This window comes from Rufibacter immobilis, assembly GCF_003721565.1.
Classification (GTDB): Bacteria; Bacteroidota; Bacteroidia; order Cytophagales; family Hymenobacteraceae; genus Nibribacter; species Nibribacter immobilis.
Window position 1 is genome coordinate 15,733 of sequence record NZ_RJJE01000017.1, and the last position, 24,141, is coordinate 39,873.

General features: G+C 53.3%; 18 protein-coding genes. 12 read left to right on the forward strand and 6 right to left on the reverse strand.

What is annotated here, in order from left to right:
- Nucleotides 1–373: 373 nt before the first annotated feature.
- Nucleotides 374–1,870: a DEAD/DEAH box helicase gene (locus EFA69_RS12905; RefSeq protein WP_245964573.1), complete on the reverse strand. Its 1,497-nt coding sequence runs from the start codon at nt 1,868–1,870 to the stop codon at nt 374–376.
- 599 nt (nt 1,871–2,469) lie between these two features.
- On the opposite strand from EFA69_RS12905, the gene EFA69_RS12910 reads away from it, so the two are divergent.
- From EFA69_RS12910 to EFA69_RS12920, 3 genes are all read left to right on the forward strand, one after another.
- Nucleotides 2,470–4,752, forward strand: a complete 2,283-nt coding sequence (locus EFA69_RS12910) for a T9SS type A sorting domain-containing protein (protein ID WP_123133544.1) — start codon at nt 2,470–2,472, stop codon at nt 4,750–4,752.
- Between the two features lie 134 nt (nt 4,753–4,886).
- Nucleotides 4,887–6,086: a CaiB/BaiF CoA transferase family protein gene (locus EFA69_RS12915; protein WP_123133545.1), complete on the forward strand. Its 1,200-nt coding sequence runs from the start codon at nt 4,887–4,889 to the stop codon at nt 6,084–6,086.
- Nucleotides 6,087–6,188: 102 nt separating this feature from the next.
- Entirely contained in the window at nt 6,189–6,878 is a 690-nt protein-coding gene (locus EFA69_RS12920) for a hypothetical protein (RefSeq protein ID WP_123133546.1), read from the forward strand.
- Between the two features lie 209 nt (nt 6,879–7,087).
- Here the strand turns inward: EFA69_RS12920 and EFA69_RS12925 are convergent, their stop codons facing one another.
- Nucleotides 7,088–8,986, reverse strand: a complete 1,899-nt coding sequence (locus EFA69_RS12925; protein WP_123133547.1) for an ABC-F family ATP-binding cassette domain-containing protein — start codon at nt 8,984–8,986, stop codon at nt 7,088–7,090.
- Nucleotides 8,987–9,123: 137 nt separating this feature from the next.
- On the reverse strand, nt 9,124–9,531 hold the full coding sequence (locus EFA69_RS12930; RefSeq protein ID WP_123133548.1) for an SPW repeat domain-containing protein: 408 nt from the start codon (nt 9,529–9,531) through the stop codon (nt 9,124–9,126).
- 158 nt (nt 9,532–9,689) lie between these two features.
- Between EFA69_RS12930 and murI the strand changes: the two genes are divergently transcribed.
- The 4 genes from murI (at nt 9,690) to EFA69_RS12950 (ending at nt 13,206) form a co-directional block, all read left to right on the forward strand.
- A complete protein-coding gene (gene murI, locus EFA69_RS12935; RefSeq protein WP_123133549.1) occupies nt 9,690–10,505 on the forward strand; it encodes a glutamate racemase in 816 nt (271 codons plus the stop codon).
- Nucleotides 10,506–10,593: 88 nt separating this feature from the next.
- Complete coding sequence (locus EFA69_RS12940; RefSeq protein WP_123133550.1) at nt 10,594–11,226, forward strand: hypothetical protein; 633 nt, start codon at nt 10,594–10,596, stop codon at nt 11,224–11,226.
- A 104-nt stretch (nt 11,227–11,330) separates the two neighbouring features.
- Nucleotides 11,331–12,512: a glutathionylspermidine synthase family protein gene (locus EFA69_RS12945; RefSeq protein WP_123133551.1), complete on the forward strand. Its 1,182-nt coding sequence runs from the start codon at nt 11,331–11,333 to the stop codon at nt 12,510–12,512.
- Nucleotides 12,513–12,675: 163 nt separating this feature from the next.
- Nucleotides 12,676–13,206, forward strand: coding sequence for a flavodoxin family protein (locus EFA69_RS12950; protein WP_123133552.1), 531 nt, complete (start codon nt 12,676–12,678; stop codon nt 13,204–13,206).
- On the opposite strand, the gene EFA69_RS12955 is transcribed toward EFA69_RS12950, so the two are convergent.
- On the reverse strand, nt 13,199–13,795 hold the full coding sequence (locus tag EFA69_RS12955; protein WP_123133553.1) for a DUF1801 domain-containing protein: 597 nt from the start codon (nt 13,793–13,795) through the stop codon (nt 13,199–13,201). The two genes, EFA69_RS12950 and EFA69_RS12955, sit on opposite strands and share 8 nt — an antisense overlap.
- 221 nt (nt 13,796–14,016) lie before the next feature.
- Between EFA69_RS12955 and EFA69_RS12960 the strand changes: the two genes are divergently transcribed.
- Both EFA69_RS12960 and EFA69_RS12965 read left to right on the forward strand, forming a co-directional pair.
- On the forward strand, nt 14,017–14,841 hold the full coding sequence (locus tag EFA69_RS12960) for a sulfite exporter TauE/SafE family protein (RefSeq protein WP_245964574.1): 825 nt from the start codon (nt 14,017–14,019) through the stop codon (nt 14,839–14,841).
- A gap of 59 nt (nt 14,842–14,900) precedes the next feature.
- Complete coding sequence (locus EFA69_RS12965) at nt 14,901–16,313, forward strand: MBL fold metallo-hydrolase (protein WP_123133555.1); 1,413 nt, start codon at nt 14,901–14,903, stop codon at nt 16,311–16,313.
- Nucleotides 16,314–16,384: 71 nt separating this feature from the next.
- Here the strand turns inward: EFA69_RS12965 and EFA69_RS12970 are convergent, their stop codons facing one another.
- Nucleotides 16,385–16,819, reverse strand: a complete 435-nt coding sequence (locus tag EFA69_RS12970; RefSeq protein ID WP_123133556.1) for a DUF6640 family protein — start codon at nt 16,817–16,819, stop codon at nt 16,385–16,387.
- A 206-nt stretch (nt 16,820–17,025) separates the two neighbouring features.
- On the opposite strand from EFA69_RS12970, the gene EFA69_RS12975 reads away from it, so the two are divergent.
- On the forward strand, nt 17,026–18,303 hold the full coding sequence (locus EFA69_RS12975) for a replication-associated recombination protein A (protein WP_123133557.1): 1,278 nt from the start codon (nt 17,026–17,028) through the stop codon (nt 18,301–18,303).
- Nucleotides 18,304–19,002: 699 nt separating this feature from the next.
- Nucleotides 19,003–21,363 carry a family 1 glycosylhydrolase gene (locus EFA69_RS20310; protein WP_183906778.1) on the forward strand — a complete coding sequence of 787 codons (2,361 nt, stop codon included), beginning with the start codon at nt 19,003–19,005 and terminating at the stop codon, nt 21,361–21,363.
- 118 nt (nt 21,364–21,481) lie between these two features.
- On the opposite strand, the gene EFA69_RS12985 is transcribed toward EFA69_RS20310, so the two are convergent.
- The gene (locus EFA69_RS12985; protein WP_123133558.1) at nt 21,482–22,066 is read right to left on the reverse strand and encodes a hypothetical protein; all 585 of its coding nucleotides are present in this window, start codon (nt 22,064–22,066) and stop codon (nt 21,482–21,484) included.
- A 185-nt stretch (nt 22,067–22,251) separates the two neighbouring features.
- Here EFA69_RS12985 and sppA point away from each other — a divergent pair, with 185 nt between their 5' ends.
- Nucleotides 22,252–24,024, forward strand: a complete 1,773-nt coding sequence (gene sppA, locus EFA69_RS12990; protein WP_123133559.1) for a signal peptide peptidase SppA — start codon at nt 22,252–22,254, stop codon at nt 24,022–24,024.
- Nucleotides 24,025–24,141: the final 117 nt, after the last annotated feature.

The following is a 24,141-nucleotide window of genomic DNA, read 5'->3' on the forward strand; positions in this document are numbered from 1 at the left end:
TGCGGCGGAATCACTGGAAGAGATGATCTTGAAGGGGAAGACCATCGCCTTAAGGTCATTTGAGCCTGTGTTTCTACGCTGAAGAAGGCGAAGGAACAGAAAAGCAACTTCTGGGAACAGACACCATAAAAGCGGAAGGTAGGCAGTGTAACAGTGCGGGCAGCAGTTCTGTCAACCAGCCGGAGGGCCGGTGCCGGAGGGTAGATGTAGTAACCTAAGTTAAATTAATTACAGGAAGAAGCAAAATTATTCTACTACATTGAGAATAGACGTTTAGTGGAAAAGCATTTGCTTGTAATGCAACGAGGGCGTTTAGAGCCTGTTTTTGGAAAAACAGGCTCTAAACGCCCTCGCAAATAATAATCAGAAAAGCTTATTCCGCAGCGGTAGCGGCTGGGGAAGTTGGCTGGCCGCCCTCAGCGGGTTTGCGGTTGGCGGGTTTCTTACGGCGTTTTTTCTTGCGCTTTATTTCCTCGCCTTCGGCTCTGGGGGGCTGCGGCTGTCCTTCGGTTTTGGGAGGTCTGGGAGCGGTTGTACCCTCTGTGGTAGGTGCAGCCGATTTCTCCCCACTGGGTTTGCCGTCTCTTCTTCTGTTCTGGCTGCGGTCACGGTTGCCTTCTCTCCTAGGGCCTTCGCCTCTAGCGCCTTCGGGTCTGCCGCCTCTTCTGGCAGGGGTTGTGCCTCTGCCGCCGCGTCCGCCTCTTCTGCTGTTGCCAACCGGATCAAAGGCCGGGCCTTCGCCTACGTCTTCGGGGAGGGGAAGCTTAGGGAGTTCACGCTCAATCAGTTTCTCGATTTTTACCAGACGTTCCTGGTCCTGTTCGTTCACGAAGGTGATGGCCATGCCGTCTGCTCCGGCCCGGGCCGTACGACCAATGCGGTGCACATAATCTTCCGCGTCCTGGGGTACATCAAAGTTCACCACGTGGCTGATGTTATCTACGTCAATTCCTCTGGACATAACGTCTGTGGCTACCAGTACCTGCAATTGTTTGTTGCGGAACTTCTGAAGGGTTGCCTCACGCTCATCCTGGGTCCGGTCAGAACTGATGCCTTCGGCCTGGAATCCCATTTTCTGTAGAGAGCGCACAATGTCATTCACCGCGTTCTTCCGCGAAGTGAACAGGATCATGGTCTGTATCTGGGCGTCTTTAAGGATGTGTTGCAGTACTTTCAGCTTTTGGCTGTCATAAACCAGATAGATACGCTGGTCTATGTTGGCCGCCGGTTTAGAGATTGAGAGGCTGATCTCCTCTGGCTCCTGTAAGATCTGCTTGGCGAAGGTGCGGATCTTGGGCGGCATGGTAGCCGAGAAAAGCAAGGTCTGGCGCTCTTTGGGCAACTGGGAGATAATCTTCATGAGATCATCCATGAAGCCCATGTCCAACATCTTATCGGCTTCGTCCAGAATAAGGTACTTGAGTTGGTCCAGCTTCACGTAGCCCATCTGCATGTGGGCAATGAGTCGGCCCGGGGTGGCGATAATGATGTCTGCCCCGCTGGTAAGGGCTTTCTTCTGCTGGTCCCAGTTTTGGGCGTTGTTGCCCCCGTAAATAGCAATAGAGGTAGCGCCGGTAAAATAGCTGAGGCCTTCTACCTGGTCATCTATCTGTTTGGCCAGTTCGCGGGTGGGTACTAAAATCAGAGTACTGGTGAAATCATACTTCGCCTCTGAGATTCTGCTCAGGGTGGGCACCAGAAAGGCAGCGGTTTTACCGGTTCCGGTCTGGGCACAGGCAATTAAATCTTTAGACTCTAAGATATGCGGAATGGCCTGGGCTTGTATGGGAGTGGCCTGCTTGTAGCCCATAGACCAAATGCCTTCCAGCAGGTCGGGTTGCAGGTTAAAATCGTCAAAAGTTACGCTCATGGTTCTGTGTTTTCATGTAGGCCAACGCATAAACGCTTGTCGCTTTGGCACAACGGTTTGTAAAGATAGCTTTTTCTGCCCATCTGTACCCTGACTTTTATCAGGCAGAGGGAGGAGATACGTTAAAATCCAGTTAAAGTAATATAGTGAGTCTAAAGATTAAGATTGTACTATATAACAGGTTTTAGATGCTAGGGTTGCATGTATGTTTAGTAAGAATGCAAAAACCTAAAAGCCCTTGTTTAGGTAAAAATAGTTATTTGGGGCTTTTTAAGCGGTTGTTATTGTTGTGTAATTGTGTTTAAATAAGAATGTGTTAGTAAGATTTATTAAAAATACAATTGTTTGTAACCGTTCAGCTAAGGTGTCGTTAAAGTCTATATAGCTAGAAAATAGCATATAAATAAGTTGTAGAACTTTTACTAAGATAAAAATATGAAACTAACTGTACTTTCCTCTCTTTTAAAGTCTGATTAAGATAGTGTTGTAGTCCCCAAAGCTACCCATATATTCTCTCTCCTCCGCGCCATCCCTATTTAGTAGGGGTATAGAACAACTACGTCTTCTTACAATACCATTCAGAGTCTAATTTCCTAATCATGAAAAGAACTATACTTTCATGGGCGAGCACCCTCATGCTTCTACTTTTTGTTTTAGTAACACAAGCGCAAGCCCAAGGCATAGCAGCCGTCGCTAACTCCAAAGACAAATCCTTGCAGGTAAAATACTCTGGTGCCACCACTAAAGATGTGGCCCCGGGTTTGGTGAAACTAAGCTTCACTGTATCTGCCCAAGGCAAAAATGACAAAAACCTTGAAACCATCTTCTTTGAACTACCTGCCGGGGCCGGGGCCATCTCTCCTGTTGGGGCTTATCAGTCAAAGGGAAAGAAATACAAAGTGGAAGCCGCGGTGAAAGCACCATTCCATGCCATCCGGTTTACAGCAGTGGGCGGTAAAAAAGAGAAAAGTAAAAAGAAAGTAAAAGAAGAGACTTTCTCTTACGTGTTGAGCGAGGCAGAATTCGCTTCTATGTCTAGCATCAAAGTTCGGGTGAAATCAAATTCCGGAACCAAAGATGTGACCGTTCCACTTAACAAAAACAAAAGAACCGGTGCTGCTGACGTAACTACCCTTGCCACCTGTACTACTCCGCTTCCGGTGATCAGTGGAAGCCCAGACCTTTGCCCTGGTGAGATTGTGAAGTTCGCCATCAAAGAGAACATGGACTACCAAAACATTCAGTGGTCTGTGCCTACCGTAGGATCTGACGGAAAACCTTCCAACTGGGAAATTCTTTCCGTAACCGGTAAATACAATAACGTTCTTGAGGTAAGAGTAGGAGATGTGTCTGGTACCGTTTATGCCAGCGTAGATGTAGCTAACTGCGGTACCAAAGTAGTAAGTAAAGCTACTTACATTGGTGATGAAATTCCAGTGACCATTAGTGTGGTGAACGGTACTCAAACTGGTAAAGAAGAATTCAATACCGGTGACGTGATGGTCTTCAACGCCAATGCCAACCAGAACAGAGACAAGAGAGAGTACATCTACGATTGGGAAGTACCAGTAGGCTGGACCATTGTTTCTGGCCAGGGAACAAACCAATTGATCGTGATTGCCGGCGCTGTAGAAGGATTTGTGGAACTGAACGTGAAAAGCAGGTCTGACAGAGAGCTGAGATACTGCGGACTGGGTTACGCTTACGTAGAGGTGATTCAGGAGCCAAAAGAAGGCTGTCCTAAACCAGATATTGACGTAGACGCCCCAGAAGAAGTATGCGATGACTCTGAAAACGTGTACAGATTTGCGGTAACCAATCCAGACCCCAATAAGAAAGTCAAATACCAGTTCTTCTTACCAGATGAGTTCCAGGTTGTAGCCAGCGGTTACGGATGGGTAGACATCAAAGTAAACAACGCCAAAGCTGACTCTACTTTATTTGTGACCATTGTAGCGGTAAATGCAAACAACTGCGGTGCTGAAGCCATCTGTATCCCGGTTGATGTGAAAGATTGCCCAACCGGACCATGTGAGAAGCCAGTAGTTAGCTTAGTAGCGCCAGATACCATCTGTAACTTAGCCGACGAGCCGACCACCATTAGAGTAGCGCAGACGCAGCCAGGAGTAACTTACACATTCAATGTACCGGAAGGTTTCTTAGTGATAGAGGAAGGTCCTGACTTTGTAACCGTGGTAGCGGTGTTTGATGAAGAACAGCTTGGTCAGCCGCAGACGATCTCAGTGACTGCCCGCAATGAATGTGGTGTCACTACGGCACAAGAGACACTGATAGTAGCAGACTGCGGAAACGGTAACCCGCTGCCAGTGACCTTGACCAGATTTGAAGGAGTATCTCGGAACGGATCTGTGGAACTTGCCTGGAGCACGGCCTCAGAAATCAACAACGACCGCTTTGAGATTGAGCGTAGCACCAACGGTAAAGACTTCGTGAAAGTAGGCGAGGTAAAAGGAATGGGTAACTCTTCTGCTCTGGTAGATTACACTTACTCAGACCGCAACACAACCTCCGGTACCGTGTACTACCGCCTGAGACAAGTAGACTATGACGCCGCCTTTGAATACTCTAAAGTGATTGCGGTAAGCCACGTAGCCACTGCCTCTAGCGCCTCGGCCATCAGCCTGTACCCTAACCCGGTAAATGATGGAAACCTGACCGTCCGCTTTGAGGAACTGGTGAAAGGCCACGCCACCATCCGCCTGGTAGACTTGAACGGTAGAGTGTTGCACACCCAGGAGTTGAGCAGCGTAGATTCTGAAGTAGCCATGAACCTGAGTGGCCTGAATCTGAGAGCAGGTATCTACATGATCTCTGTCACTGCCAACGGCCGCAACACTACCCAGCGGATTATGATTAGATAACTAGGATTTGGATTGATAGGAAGATAAACAGGCAGCGACCCATGGTCGCTGCCTGTTTTTTATGCTATACTATATAAGAGTGGTTTCCAATTCTCTGGTTTTTGCCCATTTTTGGAAAAACAGCCGCTAAACGCATGAATGCAAACCAAGGTCTTTTCCATGATGTACTTGTAGTGGAGCTCGCCAGTGTGCTGGCTGGGCCCAGTGTGGGGCAGTTCTTCGCAGAAATGGGAGCCACGGTTCTTAAGGTAGAGAACATCAAAACCCGCGGTGACGTGACCCGAAGCTGGAAAGTATCATCAGAACCTGCGGAGGACACGGTGTCCGCGTACTTTTCGGCGGCTAACTGGGGAAAGAAGTCACTGTGCGTAGACCTTTCGGTACCCAGGGTGCAGGCAATGGTGCATCAGATCATCGGTCAGGCAGATATTGTGCTGGTGAGCTTCAAACCCGGCGATGCCGAAAAACTGCGGATGGACTACAAAACTCTGGCGCAGCTGAACCCCCGGTTGCTCTACGGGCACATTACCGGCTACGGAAGTGGTGAGCCCCGTGCCGGGTATGATGCCGTGCTCCAGGCCGAAGCCGGTTTTATGTTCCTGAACGGCGAGAAAGACGGCGGCCCGCTAAAGATGCCGGTAGCTTTGATCGATCTCATGGCCGCCCACCAGTTGAAAGAAGGGGTGTTAGCTGCCTTGTATAGCCGCGAGAAAACCGGTAAAGGGCAGTATCTGGAAGTATCTTTGCTGCGGGCGGCGGTGGCGTCTTTGGCTAACCAAGCCACTAACTATCTGGTGGCTGGTTCTGCTCCGGTGCGTATGGGTTCTGAGCACCCCAATATTATGCCCTACGGAACGGTGTTCAAAACCGCCGACCAGAAAGAATTGGTGCTGGCCATTGGGGATGACCGGCAGTTTCAGGCGCTTTGTGGCCTTCTGGGGAAGCCGGAGTTGGCGCAGGAGCCTGCCTACAAAACGAACCGTCAACGGGTGAAGCATAGGGGGGAGCTTAATGAAGAGTTGGCCAAGCTCATATCAGGGCATGAGCGGGAAACTTTGTTGCAGGCGCTCATAGATCACCATGTGCCGGCGGGGGCGGTTAACACCGTGCCGGAGGCATTGGCCCAGCCTTTGGCGCAACCGCAATTATTTTCTCTGGAAGCGGTTGCAGGGGCGGGGGTGCGGCAGGTGGCTTTTGATGGCCCGGCTGTGCCGGCATTGGCGCTGGCTCCGCCGCCGGTTTTGGGTCAGCATACCCATGAAATCTTGCAGAAAATGGCAGGCGTGACGGAACAGGAGCTGGAGGAAATGATCCAGGCAGGTTTGATCCTGTAGACTTCGGGTAGAAAATGATAACTAAAACGTGCCGCCAAGGGTACTATAAAGAATACCTCCTGCCGCTGGCGCAGAAAGCATGTTCCACGAAACAAGCGTACTATGGAAGACAGAGAAGACCGTATTGAAACCATCTTTGAGGGGTTAAGACAAAAGTCAACCACCAAACAGGCTATTTTCAGAAACACCAAATCTATTTTTGAGCAGCTCAGAAACAGTTCCATAGAACTGGTGGAAAACTTGAAGCAACGGATCACGGAGGTAGACTCCAACGTTGTGATTGAATACCGCAGCATCAATGAGTTTGAGTTTCATATTAAGTTCTCCGGCGATTTACTCGTGTTTGTCATGCACTCCAACGTGATCACCCTGCCAGAAGACCATGAGTTGATGAAGAGCAGTTACGTGGAGGAGGATTTCAGGCGGCGGTTCTTTGGGCATATTATGGCGTACAACTTCATGGCAGATTCCATCAAGTACAACCGCCTCAATGACCCCGGGTATTTGTTAGGCCGAGTTCTTATTAATATAGAGAACCACTTCTATCTGGAAGGCGTGAAGCAGCTGGACCTCAACTATAATGACATGGCCCGCAACGCGATCAATGAGAAGACCTTGCGGCTGTTTATAGAAAGCGCCATGATTGCCAGCGTAAACAATGACCTAATGGCGCCAGACGTAGACGAAATCAGGAAGATTACCGTGAAGCAGAAGCTGGAGGAGCAGCAAGTGAGTACACCGCAGAAAGTAGGCTTCTCGTTCAGCTACCAACGCAAGCCAAATGTTTATTAGGAAACTTGCCCTTATATAAGCCTGTAAGCCAGAGCGCCCGGTTAGATATGTTCTAACCGGGCGCTCTGGCTTACAGGGTGATCCTGATTGACTTGGCTAAAACTGAATGCCTCCTGTTTAGGGGCTCTTTTTCTAAAATCAAAGCCAAACTAGTTCTGGTCATTATTCTTGGTTTTGCGCTGTTTCAGGAAAAAGAGCCCCTAAACGCATTAGATAATCTCGGCTAGTTCCAGCCAGCGCTCTGTCTTGGTTTCCACAGCGTTGTTGATCTCCTGAATGCGCTGGGCAAGTTCGGCTAAGCGCGTGTGGCTGGCGTCGCCGGAGTTCATTTCAAGGGTTACAGATTCTTTTTCGGCTTCCAGTTCCTCAATCTCTTTCTCCAGGCGTTCGTATTCCTGCTTTTCCTTGAAGGAGGCCTTGCGTTTTGGAGTAGTGTCTTGGCTGGGAGCTGGTGAAGGAGCGGCAACCGCGGCGGGAACGGGTTTGGTTGCTGCTTTGGTTTCTTCCTGCGCTTTGAAGCTTTCGCGCTCTTTGGCCCACTCGCGGTAGTCTGTGTAATTGCCCGGGAAGTCGCGCAGGTGGCCGTTTTCCTCAAACACGAACAGGTGCTCCACCAGACGGTCCATGAAATAGCGGTCGTGGGAAACAATGAGCAGGGAGCCCCCGAAGTTGAGCAGGAAGTCCTCCAGAATATTCAGCGTCTGGATGTCCAGGTCATTGGTGGGTTCATCCAGAATCAGGAAGTTGGGGTTCTTGATGAGTACGCGCAGCAGTTGCAGCCGGCGTTTTTCGCCGCCGCTCAGTTTGCTTACAAATGTGTACTGCTGGGCCGGCGGAAACTGGAAATGCTGTAAAAACTGGCTGGCGGTAATGACCTCGCCGTTGCCGGTTTCCACTACCTCGGCCACTTCTTTTACCACGTCAATTACCCGCTGGTCTTCATTGAAGGTGAGTTCGCTCTGGGTGTAGTAGCCAAAGACGGTGGTTTGCCCGGCAATGATCTCGCCGCTGTCTGGGGCCAGACGGCCGGTGAGCATGTTCAGGAAAGTGGTTTTGCCCGCGCCATTGGGGCCCACAATGCCCACGCGGTCTTTCTTCCGGAAGACGTAGCTGAAATCATCCAGCACCACTTTCTCCCCGAAACGCTTGCTCAGGTGGTCAATTTCCAGAATCTGATTTCCCTGCCGGGTGCTCTTCACTGATAGCTCCAGCTGGGTGCGGGTGTCTTTCTGGCTGGCTTTGTCCTTGATGTCATAGAAGGCGTCTATCCTGGATTTAGACTTGGTGCCGCGCGCTTTGGGCTGGCGGCGCATCCACTCCAGTTCCTTTTTCATGAGCTGACGGGCCTTGCCAATCTCGGCGGCGTTGGCTTCTTCCTGCTCGGCTTTTTTCTCTACGTAATAGCTGTAGTTGCCTTTGTAGGTGTACAGCTGGCCGCGGTCCAGTTCAGCAATTTCGTTGGCTACCTGGTCCAGGAAGTAGCGGTCGTGGGTAACCATGAGCAGAGTAGTCTGTTCGGTGGTGAGCAGGTTTTCAAACCATTCTATGGTTTCCAGGTCCAGGTGGTTGGTAGGCTCATCCAGAATCAGCAGGTCGGGTTCTTCAATCAGGACGCGGGCCATGGCCACCCGTTTTTTCTGCCCGCCCGACAGGTGCTCTACCTTGGCCTCCAGGTTCTGTATGCCCAGTCGGCCCAGGATTTGTTTCGTGCGCACTTCGTATTCCCAGGCGTGCAGGGTTTCCATGCGCTCCATTACCCGCTGCATTTTGCTGTCTGAGGTGTTAGGGTCGGCAATACAGGCTTCATAGTCACGGATAGCGTCCAGAACTTCAGACTGACCGGAGAAAATGGCTTCCTGCACGGTGGCGCCGGCCGGAAACTCGGGCTGTTGCCATAAATAACCTACCCGCAGTCCTTTTCTGAGGCTCACGGTGCCGTTGTCTGGCGGCATGGTGCCGGCCAGAATTTGCAGTAAAGTGGTTTTCCCGGCTCCGTTGGCGCCAATGAGCGCCACGCGCTGCCCGCGGTTAATGCCAAAGGTCAGGTTCTGGAAAAGCCAGCGGTCGCCGAAGCTTTTAGAGATAGAGTCTGCTGATAGGTAATTCATGCCGCAAAGGTACGCAAAGTGAAAGGCGGAAACTACACCCTGTCAAAGGATAAGGAAAGGTACGGACACAAAAAAGCCGGGATGCTGGCCCCGGCTTTTCTGCGCTGTCTTTAACTTAAAAAAATGAAGGGTTTCCCTTAATGGGTGTGGCCATGGTTCATGCTGTTGCCTCTGTACGGCTGACGGGTTACGGCACCATGCTCAGGAACTACGCGGGTCATCATGGCTTGCAGAAGAATCACGATACCCACTAACAGGTGAGGCAAGTACACATAATCATCAAAATTAAAGATCCACGGTGAAGCGGCCAGGAAAATACCTATCAGGTAGTCCATGTTCAAGTGCATATTGGCAGACATGGCTCTGAATACGCCTACTTCCCAGTTGGTCATTAAGTTCTGTAACAAGATCATAGCACCTACTATAATAGGAACCCAGGTTTCTGCACCGCCGCGGTCAAAACCAAGAATGAACGGGGCTGCAATCAAGATAATACCCACCAGATAATCCATTATCCCGTGGGCGCGGGTTGATAATACTTTCATTTTTATTCCTCCTATTTTAGTTTCAACTTGTAGGCTCTTTTACGCCTCTGTGTAGCCTTTGTTTCAGGTAAAGTACATTTTGATTTTGTATTTTATAAATATGGGTATTTTTACGGAGGGTGTAGGATGACCTATTTAAAGGTAAGACAAGAACAGGAATGGAAGCGGAAAAGCAGAACAGGCCCATAGGCGTCTTTGATAGCGGAATTGGCGGTTTAACAGTAGCTAAAGCCATAAAAGGGCATTTGCCGAAGGAACAGTTGGTGTATTTTGGAGACACCGCCCACCTGCCGTACGGCGATAAATCAACGGCTGCTATCCAAGCCTATTCAGTGAAAATATGCGATCTGTTAATTAAGCAGAATTGTAAAATAATTTTGATTGCGTGCAATTCCGCTTCGGCGGCGGCCTATGAATTGGTGCGGGAATACGTAGGCAGCAAGGCGCATGTCCTCAATGTGATTGACCCGGTGGTCAGCTATGTGGCCGAGAAGTTTGCGGGCAAAACCGTGGGGCTCATTGGTACCAAACAGACGGTGCACTCCAATGTGTACCGCAAGAAGATTGACGCGCTGGGGCAGGGCATTACCCTCAAGTCATTGGCTACGCCGCTGCTGGCCCCCATGATTGAGGAAGGTTTCTTCAACAACACAATCTCTGAGAGCGTGATTCAGACCTACCTCTCTGACCCGGTGCTGCAAGACATTGAAGCCCTCATCCTGGGCTGCACCCATTATCCATTGATCAAAGAGCAGATTCATGCCTTCTACAAAGGGAAGGTGGAAGTGTTGGATGCCTCAGAGCTGGTGGCCCAGCATGTGGGGCAGGTACTGGAGCAAAAGCAGTTGGGGGCCACCGCCTTGAAAGGCGAGCCGCATTTTTACGTGTCTGATTACACCGTTTCGTTTGAGGCGTCTACCCAGTTGTTCTTCCGGCAGAAAGTGCATCTGGAGCATTACCCGCTGTGGGAATAGTGTCTTTGCCGTTCGTCTTTTTGCAGAACCGCTGGTTTTCGTCTATTTTTATAAAAACAAGCTCTAAACGGCTTCGTACCCTCTACATATGAAAAAGCGTTATTTCCTTATTGGTGATTTCTCGCGCAACGTTTTGTTGGTGAGCGCCGCCGCCTGCCTTGGCCTAACTTCCTGCTCAGATAACCGCTCGGCCCAAAATGAAGCCTCCACCGAGTGGAATGCCGGGGAAAGTGCCCCCCAATACAGCCAGGGCGTGATCACGGAGATGACCGAGGTAAGCCCCGACAACTGGAAGATCACCGATGAGCGTCCGGCTGGCGCGGGACAGGTCATGGCTATCCTCAAACACAACGACGGCAAGGTGGACACGCTGCAAGGGCTGGAACTGGAGCGCCGCATGCAGGAGTACACGCAGGCCAATCCGCACAACGGCACCGGGTTCAGCATGATGAACGTGCTCATGTGGAGCGGCATTGGCTATATGGCCGGGCGCATGCTCTCGCCAAACCCCGCGTACTACGCCAACCCCAATACTATCCAGCGCAACGAAGCCTGGCGGCAGCAAACCACCGCCGAACGCAGCAGAGGCGCCCAGGCCTTTAGAAACACCACCGGCACGTACAGCCGTCCGGCCACCTCCTCGGGCAACGTCCGTTCCACCCGCCCCACCAACAGTCGTTCCGGCACCTTCGGGGGCAGATCGGGTGGTTTTGGTGGTTGATCTAACATAAAATTACCTTTGCGTTTAGCGGCCGTTTTTCCAAAAAAGGCCGCTAAACGTTTTCCTTTCAATCAAACTCTTTCACTTTCTAACCAATACAACCCATGCCAGAGCAACCATTCCCCATCAACCTCATGCCCCACCACGGCAATGTGAACAATATGGTGCGCCAGATGGGCTGGGGATGGGTGGTGGAGGAAGAGTGCCAGACCTACCTTTCCGGCGAGGCCGTGGTGCTGCCCCAGGCAGAGGCCGATGATCTTCTGGAGGCCGCTTCCTCTCTGTACCAGATGATGGTGGAAGCCGTGCCCGAAGGATTGCCCGATGATTTCCTGCGGAAGCTGGGCATTCCGGAGCGGCTGTGGCGCGCGGCCCGTCACTCCTGGGAAGACGAGCGTCACTGGCACATTTACGGCCGTTTTGACCTGGCCCAGACCCCGGAGGGAGTGAAACTGCTGGAGTTCAACGCCGACACCGCCACCTCCATTCCGGAGACGGCCGTAGTGCAATGGGCTAGTCTGGCGGCGGCGGGCAAAAACGAGAGCCAGCAGGCCAACGGCTTGTATGAGGCGCTGGTGGAGCAGTTCAAAACCTGGCAAGGACTCAACCCTGAGCTGGAACCGGCCCTATTGTTGGTGTACCTGGGCGGCAGCAAGGAAGATTACACCAACTGCGAAGTACTCGCTGAAGCCGCCCGCGAAGCCGGTTTTGAGACGCACATCAGCCCGGTGGAGGAAATGGAAGTGTCTACCCTGGGTGCCGAGCGCGGTATCTGGGCGCAGGTGGAGGCCGAGCAGTGGCGGCGCTTCCCGTTCCTGTTCAAACTGGTGCCCTGGGAGCTATTCGCCGAGCTGGAGCCGGAACTGTGCACCGATGTGGTGGACCTTCAGTTCAGCCGCAGCGTGATCATTGCCAACCCGGCCTACGCGCTTATTTTCCAGAGCAAAGGCTTCCTGGCCTGGCTGTGGCAGCAGTTCCCGTACCACCCGCTGCTGCTGCGCACCGAGTTCCAGGCGTTTGAGGGAAAGGCGGTGGAGAAACCCATCTTCGGCCGCGAAGGCCAGAACATTCAGGTGCGGGAGAACACAGACGTAGCCTCTACCTCCGGCGAATACCAGAACCAACCCCATATATACCAGGCCTGGGCCGAACTGCCGCAGGATGCGCAGGGCTACCGTTACCAAGCCGGCGTTTTCTGGGCGGGCGAAGGCAGCGCCATCGGGTTCCGGCGCGAGCGGGGCATCATCACCAATCTTTCTCAGTTTGTGGCCCACGTGGTGGAGTAGGAGCATTCCTCCTTGCCGCTGCTGAAGGAGGGGTTTGCGTTTAGCGGCTCTTTTTTCAGAATTTGGCCCAAACTGGATTTCAGGCGTTTGATTCAATCCTGCCTGCAAGGCAGCAGGTGCCGATCATGATCACGTTGCACCTGTCCTTCCAACAAGAAACGTAATGGCTGCGCAACCGCTCATCCTTCTGGCCAGTGCCCGCCAAGACAGCGACACCCGGCGCTTCGTGCAGGAAGTGTTCAAAGACACGTCCCATCATCTGCTGGACCTGCTGGACTACCACGTAGCGCCCTATCGCTATGAGAACGACTACCCGAGCGGGGACGAGTTCCGGAAGGTAGTAGACCAAATGCGGCAACACCAGGTGATCGTGCTGGCCACGCCGGTCTATTGGTATGCCATGAGCGGGCTCCTGAAAAACCTCTTCGACCGATTCACAGACTTGGTGACGGTGCAAAAGTCAGAGGGACGGAAATTACAGGGAAAAACCATTTTCCTGCTGGCGGTAGGCGCCGATGCAGAATTACCCGACGGCTTTGAAGTGCCCTTCAAACTAACCGCCAAATACCTGAACATGCGCTACGGCAGCAGCCTCTACAGCTCCACTGAAGAAGTGGAAACTAGCCTTTACCACCCGGGCAACCACCGGGAATTCCTGCGTGAGATAGAAGACGCGTTAAAGGAGGTTAACTGAATTTCTTTCCTTCAGAAATGCGCTCCACAGTTTTCTGGAGACGGCTGGTGCGGGTTTCTGCGCGTTTGGCCTCGGTCACCCAGCGCACGTATTCTTTGCGGTGCGTGTAAGCCATCTTCTCAAAGTTCTCCAATTGCCCGGCCTGGGTTAAGGCTTGCTTCAGATCATCGGGAAGGTCAATGGTGTTGCGTTCCGCAGATTTGGCGGCCGTGCCGGGTTTTAGTTGGGTGGCCGCTTTGAGGTATTCTACAAGCAGCGGTTCCTGCACCTGTGAGGCCTCCGTGAACTTGACGCTGCGCATGGCCTTGGCGTCTTGGCTGCTGGTAAACAGTTGGTGCGGGTCTGGGAGCAAGGCGCCCTGCATGAAAGACAGGTTCACGTGCTGCTTAAACACCCCAATGGCGCAGACCATACCAGCGCCCGGCTTCTCATACACGGGCGCGTTCCATTTCCAGCTGGGCTTCAGTTCTGGGTCGGCGGTGGCGATGGCCTGGCGTATCTTGGCGCAGATGGGCTGGGCAAAGGCCGGGGCATTGGCGAAAAATGCTTCTATCTTCTCTTCAGATTGGGCTGGGGTAAGGGTGGCCATGGTGTTGCGCGGGTCTGTTGGTTTCCGTTTTGGCCTTAATTTAAGAAAAAGAGCCGCTAAACCGAAAAACCGGTCACTTCTGCTCTTTTCTCCGCGCGTCACAGATAAACAACTTCATTTCATCACGATACCCGTCCTGTTTTGGGTCAGATTCCGGAAAAACGGCCGCTAAACGCAAGTGTGACTTTTATCACTGTGTAGGCTTGGGTAAAGTTCTACCTTTGTCTTCACAAAGCGAGAAAATGGAAATACTGGGCTACATGATGGCATTGCTGATAGGGCTCTCCCTGGGGCTCACCGGCAGCGGAGGGTCTATTCTCACAGTGCCCATTCTGGTATACCTCATGGGGCTTAACCCGGTACTGGCCACTTCCTATTCGCTGTTTGTGGTGGGCGCCACCAGCACGGTGGGCGGGGTACGATTTTTCCGGCGAGGGTTGGTGCACGTGAAAGCGCTGCTGCTGTTCGGGTTGCCATCGCTGCTCACCATTTACGTGACCCGGGTGTTCCTGCTTCCGGCTTTGCCGGAGGTGCTGCTGCGGGCGGGACGGGTGATCATCACCAAAGAGATGTTTGTGATGGTGCTCTTCTCGCTGCTCATGGTGGCGGCGGCCTACAGCATGGTACGGAGCGGCTCCCCAAAGGCGAAAACGGCAGAGAGAATGGGCGAGGCCCGAAGCGTGCGCTACGGCTGGGTTTTGGCGCAGGCGCTGCTGGTGGGGCTCATCTCGGGGCTGGTGGGGGCCGGCGGCGGTTTCCTCATCATTCCGGCGCTGGTGCTCTTCCTGCGCCTGGACATGAAAATGGCCGTGGGTACCTCATTGGTCTTGATTGCGGGCAACTCCCTGGTGGGTTTCCTGGGCGATATGCTTCACTACACCATCAACTGGACGTTCCTGCTCACGTTCTCGGCCTTGTCGGTGTCGGGGATTTACCTGGGCTCGGCCTTCGCCCATAAAATTGACAGTCAGGCCCTCAAGCGGGGCTTCGGCTGGTTTATCTTGGTCATGGGAGTGTTCATTCTGTTCAAGGAGATTTTCCTGTAGGCAGAAGTGCATCCACAGCCAATTGTAAGGAATAAACAAAAACACGTAAGTTTAAGGATATGAAAGTAGAACAGATTTATACCGGTTGCCTGGCGCAGGGCGCTTACTATATTGAAAGCGACGGCGAGGCGGCCATCATAGACCCTTTGCGGGAAATAAAGCCGTATCTGGAGAAAGCCCAGCAAGATGGGGCGCAAATCAAATATGTGCTGGAAACCCACTTTCACGCCGATTTCGTGAGTGGGCACGTAGATCTGGCCAAGGCCTCCGGTGCTAAAATAGTCTTCGGGGCGGCAGCCCAGCCTACCTTTGAGGCATATCTGGCCCAGGACGGCGAGGAACTGCACGTGGGGAAGGTCACCATCAAGGTGCTGCACACGCCGGGCCACACCATGGAGTCAGTGACGTATCTCTTGAAGGATGAGCAGGGCCAGGACTACGCGCTGTTCACCGGCGACACCCTCTTCATTGGCGATGTGGGCCGCCCAGACCTGGCCGCCAAATCTGACCTCACGCAGGAGCAACTGGCGGGTTACCTCTTTGACTCGCTCCGCACCAAGATTATGCCGCTGGCCGATGACGTGCTGGTGTACCCCGCCCATGGGGCCGGATCTGCCTGTGGCAAGAACATGAGCAAGGAGACGTATGACACGCTGGGCCACCAGAAGCAAACGAACTACGCCCTCCGCGCCAACATGACCAAAGAGGAATTCATTAAGGAAGTAACCGATGGCCTGTTGCCGCCTCCCGGCTATTTCCCGCTCAACGTGCAACTGAACAAGCAAGGCTACTCCAGCATTGACCAGGTCCTGAACCAGGGCCTCCGCGCGCTGTCGCCCAACGCTTTTGAAACTCTGGTGAACGAGACCGGTGCCCTGGTGCTGGACACGCGCAAAGCGGCAGATTTCTCCAAAGGGCATGTTCCCAACGCCATCAACATTGGCATAGACGGGAGCTTCGCGCCGTGGGTGGGCGAGTTGATCCCAGACATTCAGCAGCCCATTGTGTTCATTTCTGACGCGGGGCGTGAGGAAGAGGTAGTGACGCGCCTGGCGCGGGTGGGCTATGACAATACCTTAGGGTATCTGGAAGGCGGATTGGCGGCGTGGCAGCAGGCCGGTAAAGAAACAGAGACCTTACCTTCCATCTCGGCGCATGAGTTTGCCCAGCGTCTCAAAGAAGAACCGCAGCCCGTGGTGGTAGACGTCAGGAAACCGAGTGAATTCACCGCCGAGCACGTGGAGGGAGCCCTCAATTTCCCGCTCAGTTCCCTGAACCAGCACCTGGCCCAAATCCCGAAGGAGCAGCCCGTGTACGTGCATTGCGCCGGAGGGTACCGCTCCATGGTAGCCGCGTCCATCCTCAAGGCCAGAGGCTTTGACAATCTCATTGACGTGGCAGGCGGGTTCAAAGCCATCTCTGAGACTGATACGCCCCGCACCGCTTTCGTTTGCCCGTCTACGCTGAAATAAGTCTTGATTTCCTGTTATTCCCGTTTAGGGGCTGTTTTTCCAAAATCGGCCCCTAAACGGGAATTTTGTTTTCAGGCCTTCGGGGTGTCTTCCTTCTGGGCCAGCCAGTAGCCTAGTCCGGCGGTGGCCAGCATGAGGAGGGAGAAAGGGCCTTCGTTCAGCTTGAGTTTGCCCACCGTGGGGATTTTCTCCGGGAACTCCGCGTCCATTCCCTTGGCCCCTGGAAACGCGAAACTGCCGGCCTGGGCAAGAAAGAACGAGGCGGGTAACAAGGCGCCCATTTTCAGGTGCAGCGCCCGGTCACCGTCTTTTTTCTGGAGCAGGTACAGGCTGCCAGCGCCTAGCATTGAACCCAGCAGAATGGTCATGGCATCATGGAATTTGGCGTGGGGAGTCCAGCGGGGGTTGAACAGGTGAGTTTTGTTCCAGTCCATCAAGAAGCCACCCACGGTGGTGAAAGCGGCTACTCCGGTAAGGAGCCAGCGGCCGGTTGCTGCGTTTTTCATCTTTTCTGGGGTTAGTACGGGTACTGCCTTAGAAACTACGGGAGCGCAGGCAAGCGGTTGGGCGGGCTATCCTGTAGGGTACTTTGGTTAGAGCGATTAGGGGCCCTTTTCTCAAATCAGGTGAAAAACAGTCAGGGAAAGAGAGTAAATTAGCCTTTTGTTTGGGCCTCTCGCGCAGAGGTCCTCGTCCTTTACCCTTGAATGCCATGTTTCAGTCTACCAAAGCGCCTTTGCCCGAGCGCATGCGCCCGCACAACCTGGATCAATACGCCGGCCAGAAGCATCTGGTAGGGCCAAAGGGGGTGCTGCGCCGCTACATTGAAGCCGGTATGGTGCCCTCCATGATCTTCTGGGGGCCGCCCGGCGTAGGCAAAACCACCCTGGCTAACATTATTGCCGGTCACCTCAAAGTACCGTTCGTGGCCATGAGCGCCATCAATGCCGGGGTGAAGGATGTGCGCGAGGTCATTGACCAGGCCCGCAAACGCCAGGGCACGGTGCTGTTCATAGATGAGATCCATCGGTTCAACAAATCTCAGCAAGATGCGCTGCTGGGCGCGGTAGAGAAAGGTACGGTGACTTTGATTGGCGCTACCACTGAGAACCCTTCTTTTGAGGTAATTCCGGCCTTGCTCTCGCGCTGCCAGGTGTACGTGCTCAAGTCCTTGGAGAAAGCCGAGCTGATAGAGCTCGTGCAGAAGGCCTTAACTGAAGACGAGGTGCTGAAGAAGCGCGACATAGAGGTGCAGGAATACGAGGCGCTGCTCACCATCTCGGGCGGCGATGCCCGCAAGCTGCTCAACCTGCTGGAGATCGTGATTGACGGCAGCGGCAACCCAGGAAGCAAATTGATCATCACCAATGACGCGGTAAAGCAGATTGCCCAGCAGAACCTGGCCCTCTATGACAAAGGCGGCGAGGCGCACTATGACATCATCTCGGCGTTTATCAAGTCCATGCGCGGCTCAGATCCCAACGCCACCGTGTACTGGCTGGCCCGCATGATTGAAGGCGGCGAAGACCCCAAATTCATTGCCCGGCGCATGCTCATCATGGCCAGTGAAGACATAGGCAACGCCAACCCCACGGCTATGATCATGGCCAGCGAGTGTTTCCAGGCGGTGACGGTGATTGGCTACCCTGAGTGTGACATCATCCTGTCGCAGACGGCTATTTATCTGGCTACTTCGCCCAAGAGCAACGCGGCCTACAAAGCCATTCGGGCGGCCCGCGCCTACGTGCGGGAGCAGGGCAGTCCGCCGGTGCCGCTGCATCTGCGCAATGCGCCCACCAAACTCATGAAAGAGATAGGCTACGGCCAGGAATACAAATACGCCCATGACTACGAAGGCAACTTTGCAGCCCAGAACTTCCTGCCCGATGAATTGAAAGGCACCGTCTTCTTCAACCCCGGCAACAACGCCCGCGAAAACGAGATGCGCAAAAACCTCCGCAACCAGTGGGAGGGGTGGTACCGATATTAAGGCATTTGGGGTTTTCCTACATGTGGAGCGGGCGAGGTCGGTTTACACCTGTTTTGGAAAAATAACTCTCTAAATAGCACATACACTTACTTACCTTAGATGAGCGAGGTTTGTCCTTCAGAATTGAATCTTTATATCTGGGAGCCTCGCGGCCGTGGGGTAGCCATTGCCTCAGAATATGCTTATTCCTGTCTGCAAAGTTGCTAATGATGGGCTGGATGAGTCTTGGAAGCTCATCTGTGTGTTGGTCTTTTGCTATCTGTTCTGTAGCTACGACAGTAGTTTTGGATCTATTGCATGTCTTCTCTTGGTTCCTCCAAATTAGCGGACGTTAGGCGGGTACCACTTCCCGAAATGGATGAAGAGGCTCTATGCTTCCAATGTCAAAAAAACAGCAGAAATACGCGGCTGAAGGGACTAATTCTGAGGTGGTCTCCGGCAAATACTGGTTTTTCAGGTATAGATACCTGTCTTTCTCCCTCTCTTAAACTATAGGTATAGCCCCGCGTAAATTTCCAACCTGCAGTTGGCTCAGGCACGCTGTAGGTGAGAAATTTAACTAAATCTATAGGGCAAGAAGAGTGTGCAGCTGCCTCTTTGCAGAATTTTTACCAATAGTTCTGCCAGAGATGGGACATCTACAGGTTTATTCTTTCCTAAAGATTAACCTGTAGCCGTTCTAGCCTCAACGTAAGCTATATGGAGAGAAGCGAAAACCATAACTTGGGTTACCCAGAGGTTTGGGCCGGAGTGGAATGTACCGTGAACAGGGTAGGAGACGAGTACCTAGACCAGATGCAGCTGAACGGGCACGCCCTTCGGGAAGATGACATAGCCTTGTTTGGCTCTATTGGGGTAAGCAAGATGCGGTACCCCTTGCTATGGGAATTGACGGCCCCCAATGGTCCCGCCACTGCCGACTGGAGCTGGGGCGACCGCCGGCTGAAACTGTTACAGGAGCACAAGATCACCCCCATCATTGGTTTAGTGCACCACGGCAGCGGTCCCCGGCACACCAACTTAGCTGATCCAGCCTTTGCCGAAGGGGTTGCTGAATATGCCCGGGCGGTGGCAGAGCGCTATCCGTGGCTGGAATATTTTACCCCGGTCAATAAGCCTTTGACCACGGCCAGGTTCAGCGGCCTGTACGGCGTGTGGTACCCGCATGGCAGAGACGGCAAAACGTTTGGCTTAACTCTGTTGCATCAATGCAAGGCCACCGTGCTGGCCATGCGCGCCATTAGGGAAGTGATTCCTAACGCCAAATTGGTGCAGACCGAAGACCTTGGCAAAACTTACAGTACCCCCTTGCTGGCCTACCAGGCTGCTCTGGACAATGATCGCCGGTGGGTAAGTTTAGACCTGCTTACGGGTACACTCACACCGGAGCACTCCATGTGGAAATACTTCGTAGACTGCGGCATCCCGGAAGAAGACCTGCAGTGGTTCAGAGATAATCCCTGTCCGCCAGATATCATTGGTATTAACCATTATCCCACCAGTGAGCGCTATTTAGACGAAAACCTGGCGGCCTATCCGGAGTGGTCGCACGGCGGCAACGGGATTCATGCGTACGCAGACGTGGAAGCTCTGCGGGTGAAAACCCAGAATCCGGCTGGTTTGTATTCGGGGCACAAGGTGCTGCTGCGGGAAACCTGGGAGCGCTATGGTTTGCCCATTTCCGTTACTGAAGTCCATATTTGCGGGGCCCGTGAGGAACAGATCCAGTGGTTCAAGCACGTGTGGGATTCCTGCACTGAGTTGAAGCGTACCGGAGTAGCTATAGTAGGAGTAGCTGCCTGGTCTCTGCTGGGCACTTTTGACTGGGTGAACCTGGTGACCCGCGCCGATGGCTTTTATGAACCGGGGGTGTTTGATGTGCGGAGCCCTAAGCCCAGACCAACTGCCTTGGCCAAAATGCTGACCCAGTTGGCGCAGGGAAAGGAGTATGCCCACCCTCTGTTCCAGCTGCCCGGCTGGTGGCAACGCCCAGACCGCTACTTCTATCCGTTCACAGATGAAACCAAGGCAGAACATGCAGACCTCTTCCTGAGAAGAGAGGAAAGCCGGTTTGGGCGGGGCACCAAGGCGGTCTGGCGCCTGAATTGGAACCCTATCTATGAAACAGACACCATTCCAGACGGTGACGTCCTCACTGAGCAGCAGGTACACCATCTGGAAAACACCACCAGGCCCATCCTGATCACCGGAGCCACCGGTACCTTGGGAAGCGCCTTTGCCCGTATTTGCGGCGACCGCCATATTCCGTACCGCCTGGTGAGCCGGAAACAGATGAACATTACAGATCCGTTCTCCATTGAGCGGGCCATGAACTACTATAACCCTTGGGCGGTGATCAATGCCGCTGGGTATGTGAAAATAGACGAGGCAGAAGCAGAAGAAGAGTCTTGCCACTTGGTAAATAGCCATGGAGCCATGTTACTGGCGGCTACCTGCCAGAAACGGGGAGTGCAATACCTTACTTTCTCCTCAGATTTAGTGTTTGACGGGTTACAGCAACAGCCGTACACTGAAAGCGATGAAGTAAATCCTTTGAATGTCTACGGCAAGAGTAAAGCGCAGGCCGAGAAGTATGTGCTGGACATGCACCCACAGGCTTTGGTGGTGCGCACCAGCTCGTTCTTCGGGCCTTGGGACGATTTCAATTTCCTGACTCTGATGGTAACGCAACTTGCCCAGGGAAACACGTTTCTGGCTCCCGAAGACATTATCATTTCCCCCACCTATGCCCCAGATCTGGTAAACGCCTGCCTGGACTTACTTGTGGATGAAGAATCCGGCATCTGGCACCTGACCAACGAGGGCGAAATCTCCTGGGCCGGGCTGGCACGTAAAACAGCTGAACTAGCCGGTCTGGATCCTAAGTTGATTCAGGGGTTTTCGGCGAATGAACTGCAAGGGCAGCAAGCCCTTAGGCCCCGCTACAGTGCCTTGAGCAGCGAGCGCGGCCAGCTCCTTCCTGCGTTGGAAGATGCCTTGCTCCGTTACACCAACCGCATGAAATGGGCTAAGCGAATTGCCGTGGGTGTTTCTTCCTGAGAGGCTGCTGGTGGTCAGGTTTCCGTTTAGGGGCTGTTTCTCCAAAAAGAGCCCCTAAACGGAAGTTCCTCTCCAATGGCACATCATTCCATTTTCGAATCTCCACATCAACAGATCTTCAAATCTTCTCCTTGAGCCAATATCGAACGCCAAAAGACAAACTCATGATGTCTGGGTAGCCCGGCACGAAGGAAACAGAGAAGTCGGTGCGGTCTGAGAGGCGGTAGTTGTACTCAAATTCGCCGGCGTACCAGATCATCTTGTATTGCCACTTGTCCTCGGGGTCGCCCCCGAAGAAAGACGTAGACACGTTGTAGCCCTCCAACTCAGACCAATTGCGGCGGTACACCAGCGTGGGGCCAATGCCGCCGTTGAGCGAGTGGCGGCCCAGCGTAAACACCACGCCCCGCAGCCCCAGATGGGTGAACCCCGCGAAACGCAGGGCGCAATCGGCGTAAAAGGCTTGGATCGCTTTCACAGAGAACTTGTCTGGCACAATGAAATGCTCGTAGCCCACGCTGGCGCCTATGTTCAGGACCAGGTATCCCTTGCCGTCGGGGTTCAGGGGCATCAACTCGGCATTGTCATCGCCTTTGGGGTGCAGCGTGAGCCCGAAATATTTGAAATTCACGTTCCGTCTGTGCTGCGCCTGCGCCCAGGAACACCCCAGGAAGAGAAGCGTAAGGAGTATCCAGTTCTTCATGTGTGCTTTTATACGGCAGATTGTATTTTTGGCTTTCACCAAGACCTGTATCTGAAGGGCTACAAACCGCTCGTGGGGCAAGGCCCGAAAAACAGAATGCGGCGAGGCTGTAAGTATTCTGCCGCCCCTGCGACTAATAGCACCAAATAGCCCGGGTCTGGCCCGGACAGTTTCAAAACCTATCTATGCGACAATTCTTTAAATTCGTGCTGGCCACTCTGGTTGGCTTGTTTCTGTTCATGATTCTGGGCTTCGTGCTCGTGCTGGGGATTGCCGGCTTGGTTGCCTCTTCCGGTGACACCGTGACCATTGCCGAAGGCTCCGTGCTGGAGATAAAACTGAGCCAACCCATCACGGAGCGCTCACCCCAGGACCCTCTTGCGGAACTGGGCTTTGGCGGAGTAATCGGGTCACAGGGCATTGGCCTGGATGAGATCAAAGCCTCCATCAAAAAAGCGAAATCCGACGACAACATAAAAGGCATTTTCCTGAACCTTGATTTGCTGCAGGCCGGTATGGCCAGCGTGGAGGAAATCAGGAACGAGCTGCTGGACTTCAAGAAATCCAAGAAGTTTGTGGTGGCCTACAGCGAGCTCTCCACCGAGAAAGCCTACTACCTGGCCTCCGTAGCCGACCGGTTCTACCTCAACCCGCAGGGCACCCTGGAGTTCAACGGTCTCAGCTCTGAGGTCATGTTCTTCAAAGGCACCCTGGAGAAACTGGACCTGCAGCCGTACATCTTCAAAGTAGGTGAGTACAAAAGCGCCGTGGAGCCGTTCCTGCTGGACAAAATGAGCGACCCCAGCCGCGAGCAGACCCAGTCTTTCCTGAACTCGCTGAATAACTTCATGCTCCAGAAGATTTCACAGGCCCGCAAGAAGAGTTTTGCGGAGGTGAAGAACATCTCAGACTCCATGTTGGTGCACAACGCCGATGATGCCCTGCGCCTGGGACTGGTCACCCACCTGGGCTATTATGATGAAGCCACTGATTTCATGAAAACCAAAGCCGGGGTGAAAAAGGACAAAGAACTGAAACTGGTGAACCTAGGCACCTACAGGAAAGCGGCAGACCCAGAGAAACCAGAAGGCTCGTCTTCCAATAAAATAGCCGTGATCTATGCCTCCGGCGATATTGTGACCGGCGAAGGCGGGAACGAATCCATTGGCGGCAAGGGCATGTCAGAAGCCATCAGAAAGGCGCGGCTGGACAAGAACGTGAAGGCGGTGGTGCTGCGCATCAACTCGCCGGGCGGCAGCTCTCTGGCCTCAGACGTGATCTGGCGTGAGGTGATGCTCACCAAGAAAGTGAAGCCCATCATTGCCTCCATGTCTGATGTGGCCGCCTCCGGGGGCTATTACATTGCCATGGCCTGTGATACCATTGTTGCGCACCCTACCACCATTACCGGCAGCATTGGCGTGTTTGGTATGCTGGTGAACTCAGAGAACTTCCTCAAAAACAAGCTGGGCATCACTACAGACCGTGTGAACACGGGTAAGTTCTCAGACATCCCTACCGTAACCAGAGCCATGACCCCTTATGAGAAAATGCACATCCAGCGCGAGGTAGACCGCATTTACGAGGACTTCACCACCAAAGCGGCCCAATCCAGAAACATGCCGGTGGCCGAACTGAAGAAAGTAGCTTCTGGCCGTGTATGGTCGGGTTTGGAGGCGAAGGAGCGTGGGCTGGTAGACGTGTTGGGCAGTCTGGAAGACGCCATTGCCATTGCCGCCCGCAAAGCCAAACTGAAGGAAGGCGATTACCGCCTGCGCCAGTTGCCGGTGCAGAAATCCTTCATGCAGACCCTGCTGTCAGACACGGAGACCCAACTCAAGACTTATTCCATGCAGAAAGAACTGGGGCCGCTGTTCCCGTATTACCAGCAGTACAAGCAGGTAATGCAGATGCAGGGCGTGCAGGCACGTATGCCGTTTGAGCTGGAGATTCAATAATAAATCAGCACATTTCCTCTGGAAAAGACTGCCGTAAGGCGGTCTTTTCCGTTTTATACGGAGGCGGCTTTTCGGCTTCCTTAGATTTTTTTCCGAGATTGCCGCCATTTCTCACGT

What these genes read in the sequence shown, in the direction of transcription:
- EFA69_RS12915 (WP_123133545.1), top strand. Translation starts at nt 4,887, where the DNA reads ATGAATGCAAACCAAGGTCTTTTCCATGATGTACTTGTAGTGGAGCTC.
- EFA69_RS20310 (WP_183906778.1), top strand. Translation starts at nt 19,003, where the DNA reads ATGGAGAGAAGCGAAAACCATAACTTGGGTTACCCAGAGGTTTGGGCC.
- EFA69_RS12965 (WP_123133555.1), top strand. Translation starts at nt 14,901, where the DNA reads ATGAAAGTAGAACAGATTTATACCGGTTGCCTGGCGCAGGGCGCTTAC.
- sppA (WP_123133559.1), top strand. Translation starts at nt 22,252, where the DNA reads ATGCGACAATTCTTTAAATTCGTGCTGGCCACTCTGGTTGGCTTGTTT.
- EFA69_RS12970 (WP_123133556.1), bottom strand. Translation starts at nt 16,819, where the DNA reads ATGAAAAACGCAGCAACCGGCCGCTGGCTCCTTACCGGAGTAGCCGCT.
- EFA69_RS12910 (WP_123133544.1), top strand. Translation starts at nt 2,470, where the DNA reads ATGAAAAGAACTATACTTTCATGGGCGAGCACCCTCATGCTTCTACTT.
- EFA69_RS12905 (WP_245964573.1), bottom strand. Translation starts at nt 1,870, where the DNA reads ATGAGCGTAACTTTTGACGATTTTAACCTGCAACCCGACCTGCTGGAA.
- EFA69_RS12945 (WP_123133551.1), top strand. Translation starts at nt 11,331, where the DNA reads ATGCCAGAGCAACCATTCCCCATCAACCTCATGCCCCACCACGGCAAT.
- EFA69_RS12950 (WP_123133552.1), top strand. Translation starts at nt 12,676, where the DNA reads ATGGCTGCGCAACCGCTCATCCTTCTGGCCAGTGCCCGCCAAGACAGC.
- EFA69_RS12975 (WP_123133557.1), top strand. Translation starts at nt 17,026, where the DNA reads ATGTTTCAGTCTACCAAAGCGCCTTTGCCCGAGCGCATGCGCCCGCAC.
- EFA69_RS12985 (WP_123133558.1), bottom strand. Translation starts at nt 22,066, where the DNA reads ATGAAGAACTGGATACTCCTTACGCTTCTCTTCCTGGGGTGTTCCTGG.
- EFA69_RS12920 (WP_123133546.1), top strand. Translation starts at nt 6,189, where the DNA reads ATGGAAGACAGAGAAGACCGTATTGAAACCATCTTTGAGGGGTTAAGA.
- EFA69_RS12940 (WP_123133550.1), top strand. Translation starts at nt 10,594, where the DNA reads ATGAAAAAGCGTTATTTCCTTATTGGTGATTTCTCGCGCAACGTTTTG.
- EFA69_RS12955 (WP_123133553.1), bottom strand. Translation starts at nt 13,795, where the DNA reads ATGGCCACCCTTACCCCAGCCCAATCTGAAGAGAAGATAGAAGCATTT.
- EFA69_RS12925 (WP_123133547.1), bottom strand. Translation starts at nt 8,986, where the DNA reads ATGAATTACCTATCAGCAGACTCTATCTCTAAAAGCTTCGGCGACCGC.
- EFA69_RS12930 (WP_123133548.1), bottom strand. Translation starts at nt 9,531, where the DNA reads ATGAAAGTATTATCAACCCGCGCCCACGGGATAATGGATTATCTGGTG.
- murI (WP_123133549.1), top strand. Translation starts at nt 9,690, where the DNA reads ATGGAAGCGGAAAAGCAGAACAGGCCCATAGGCGTCTTTGATAGCGGA.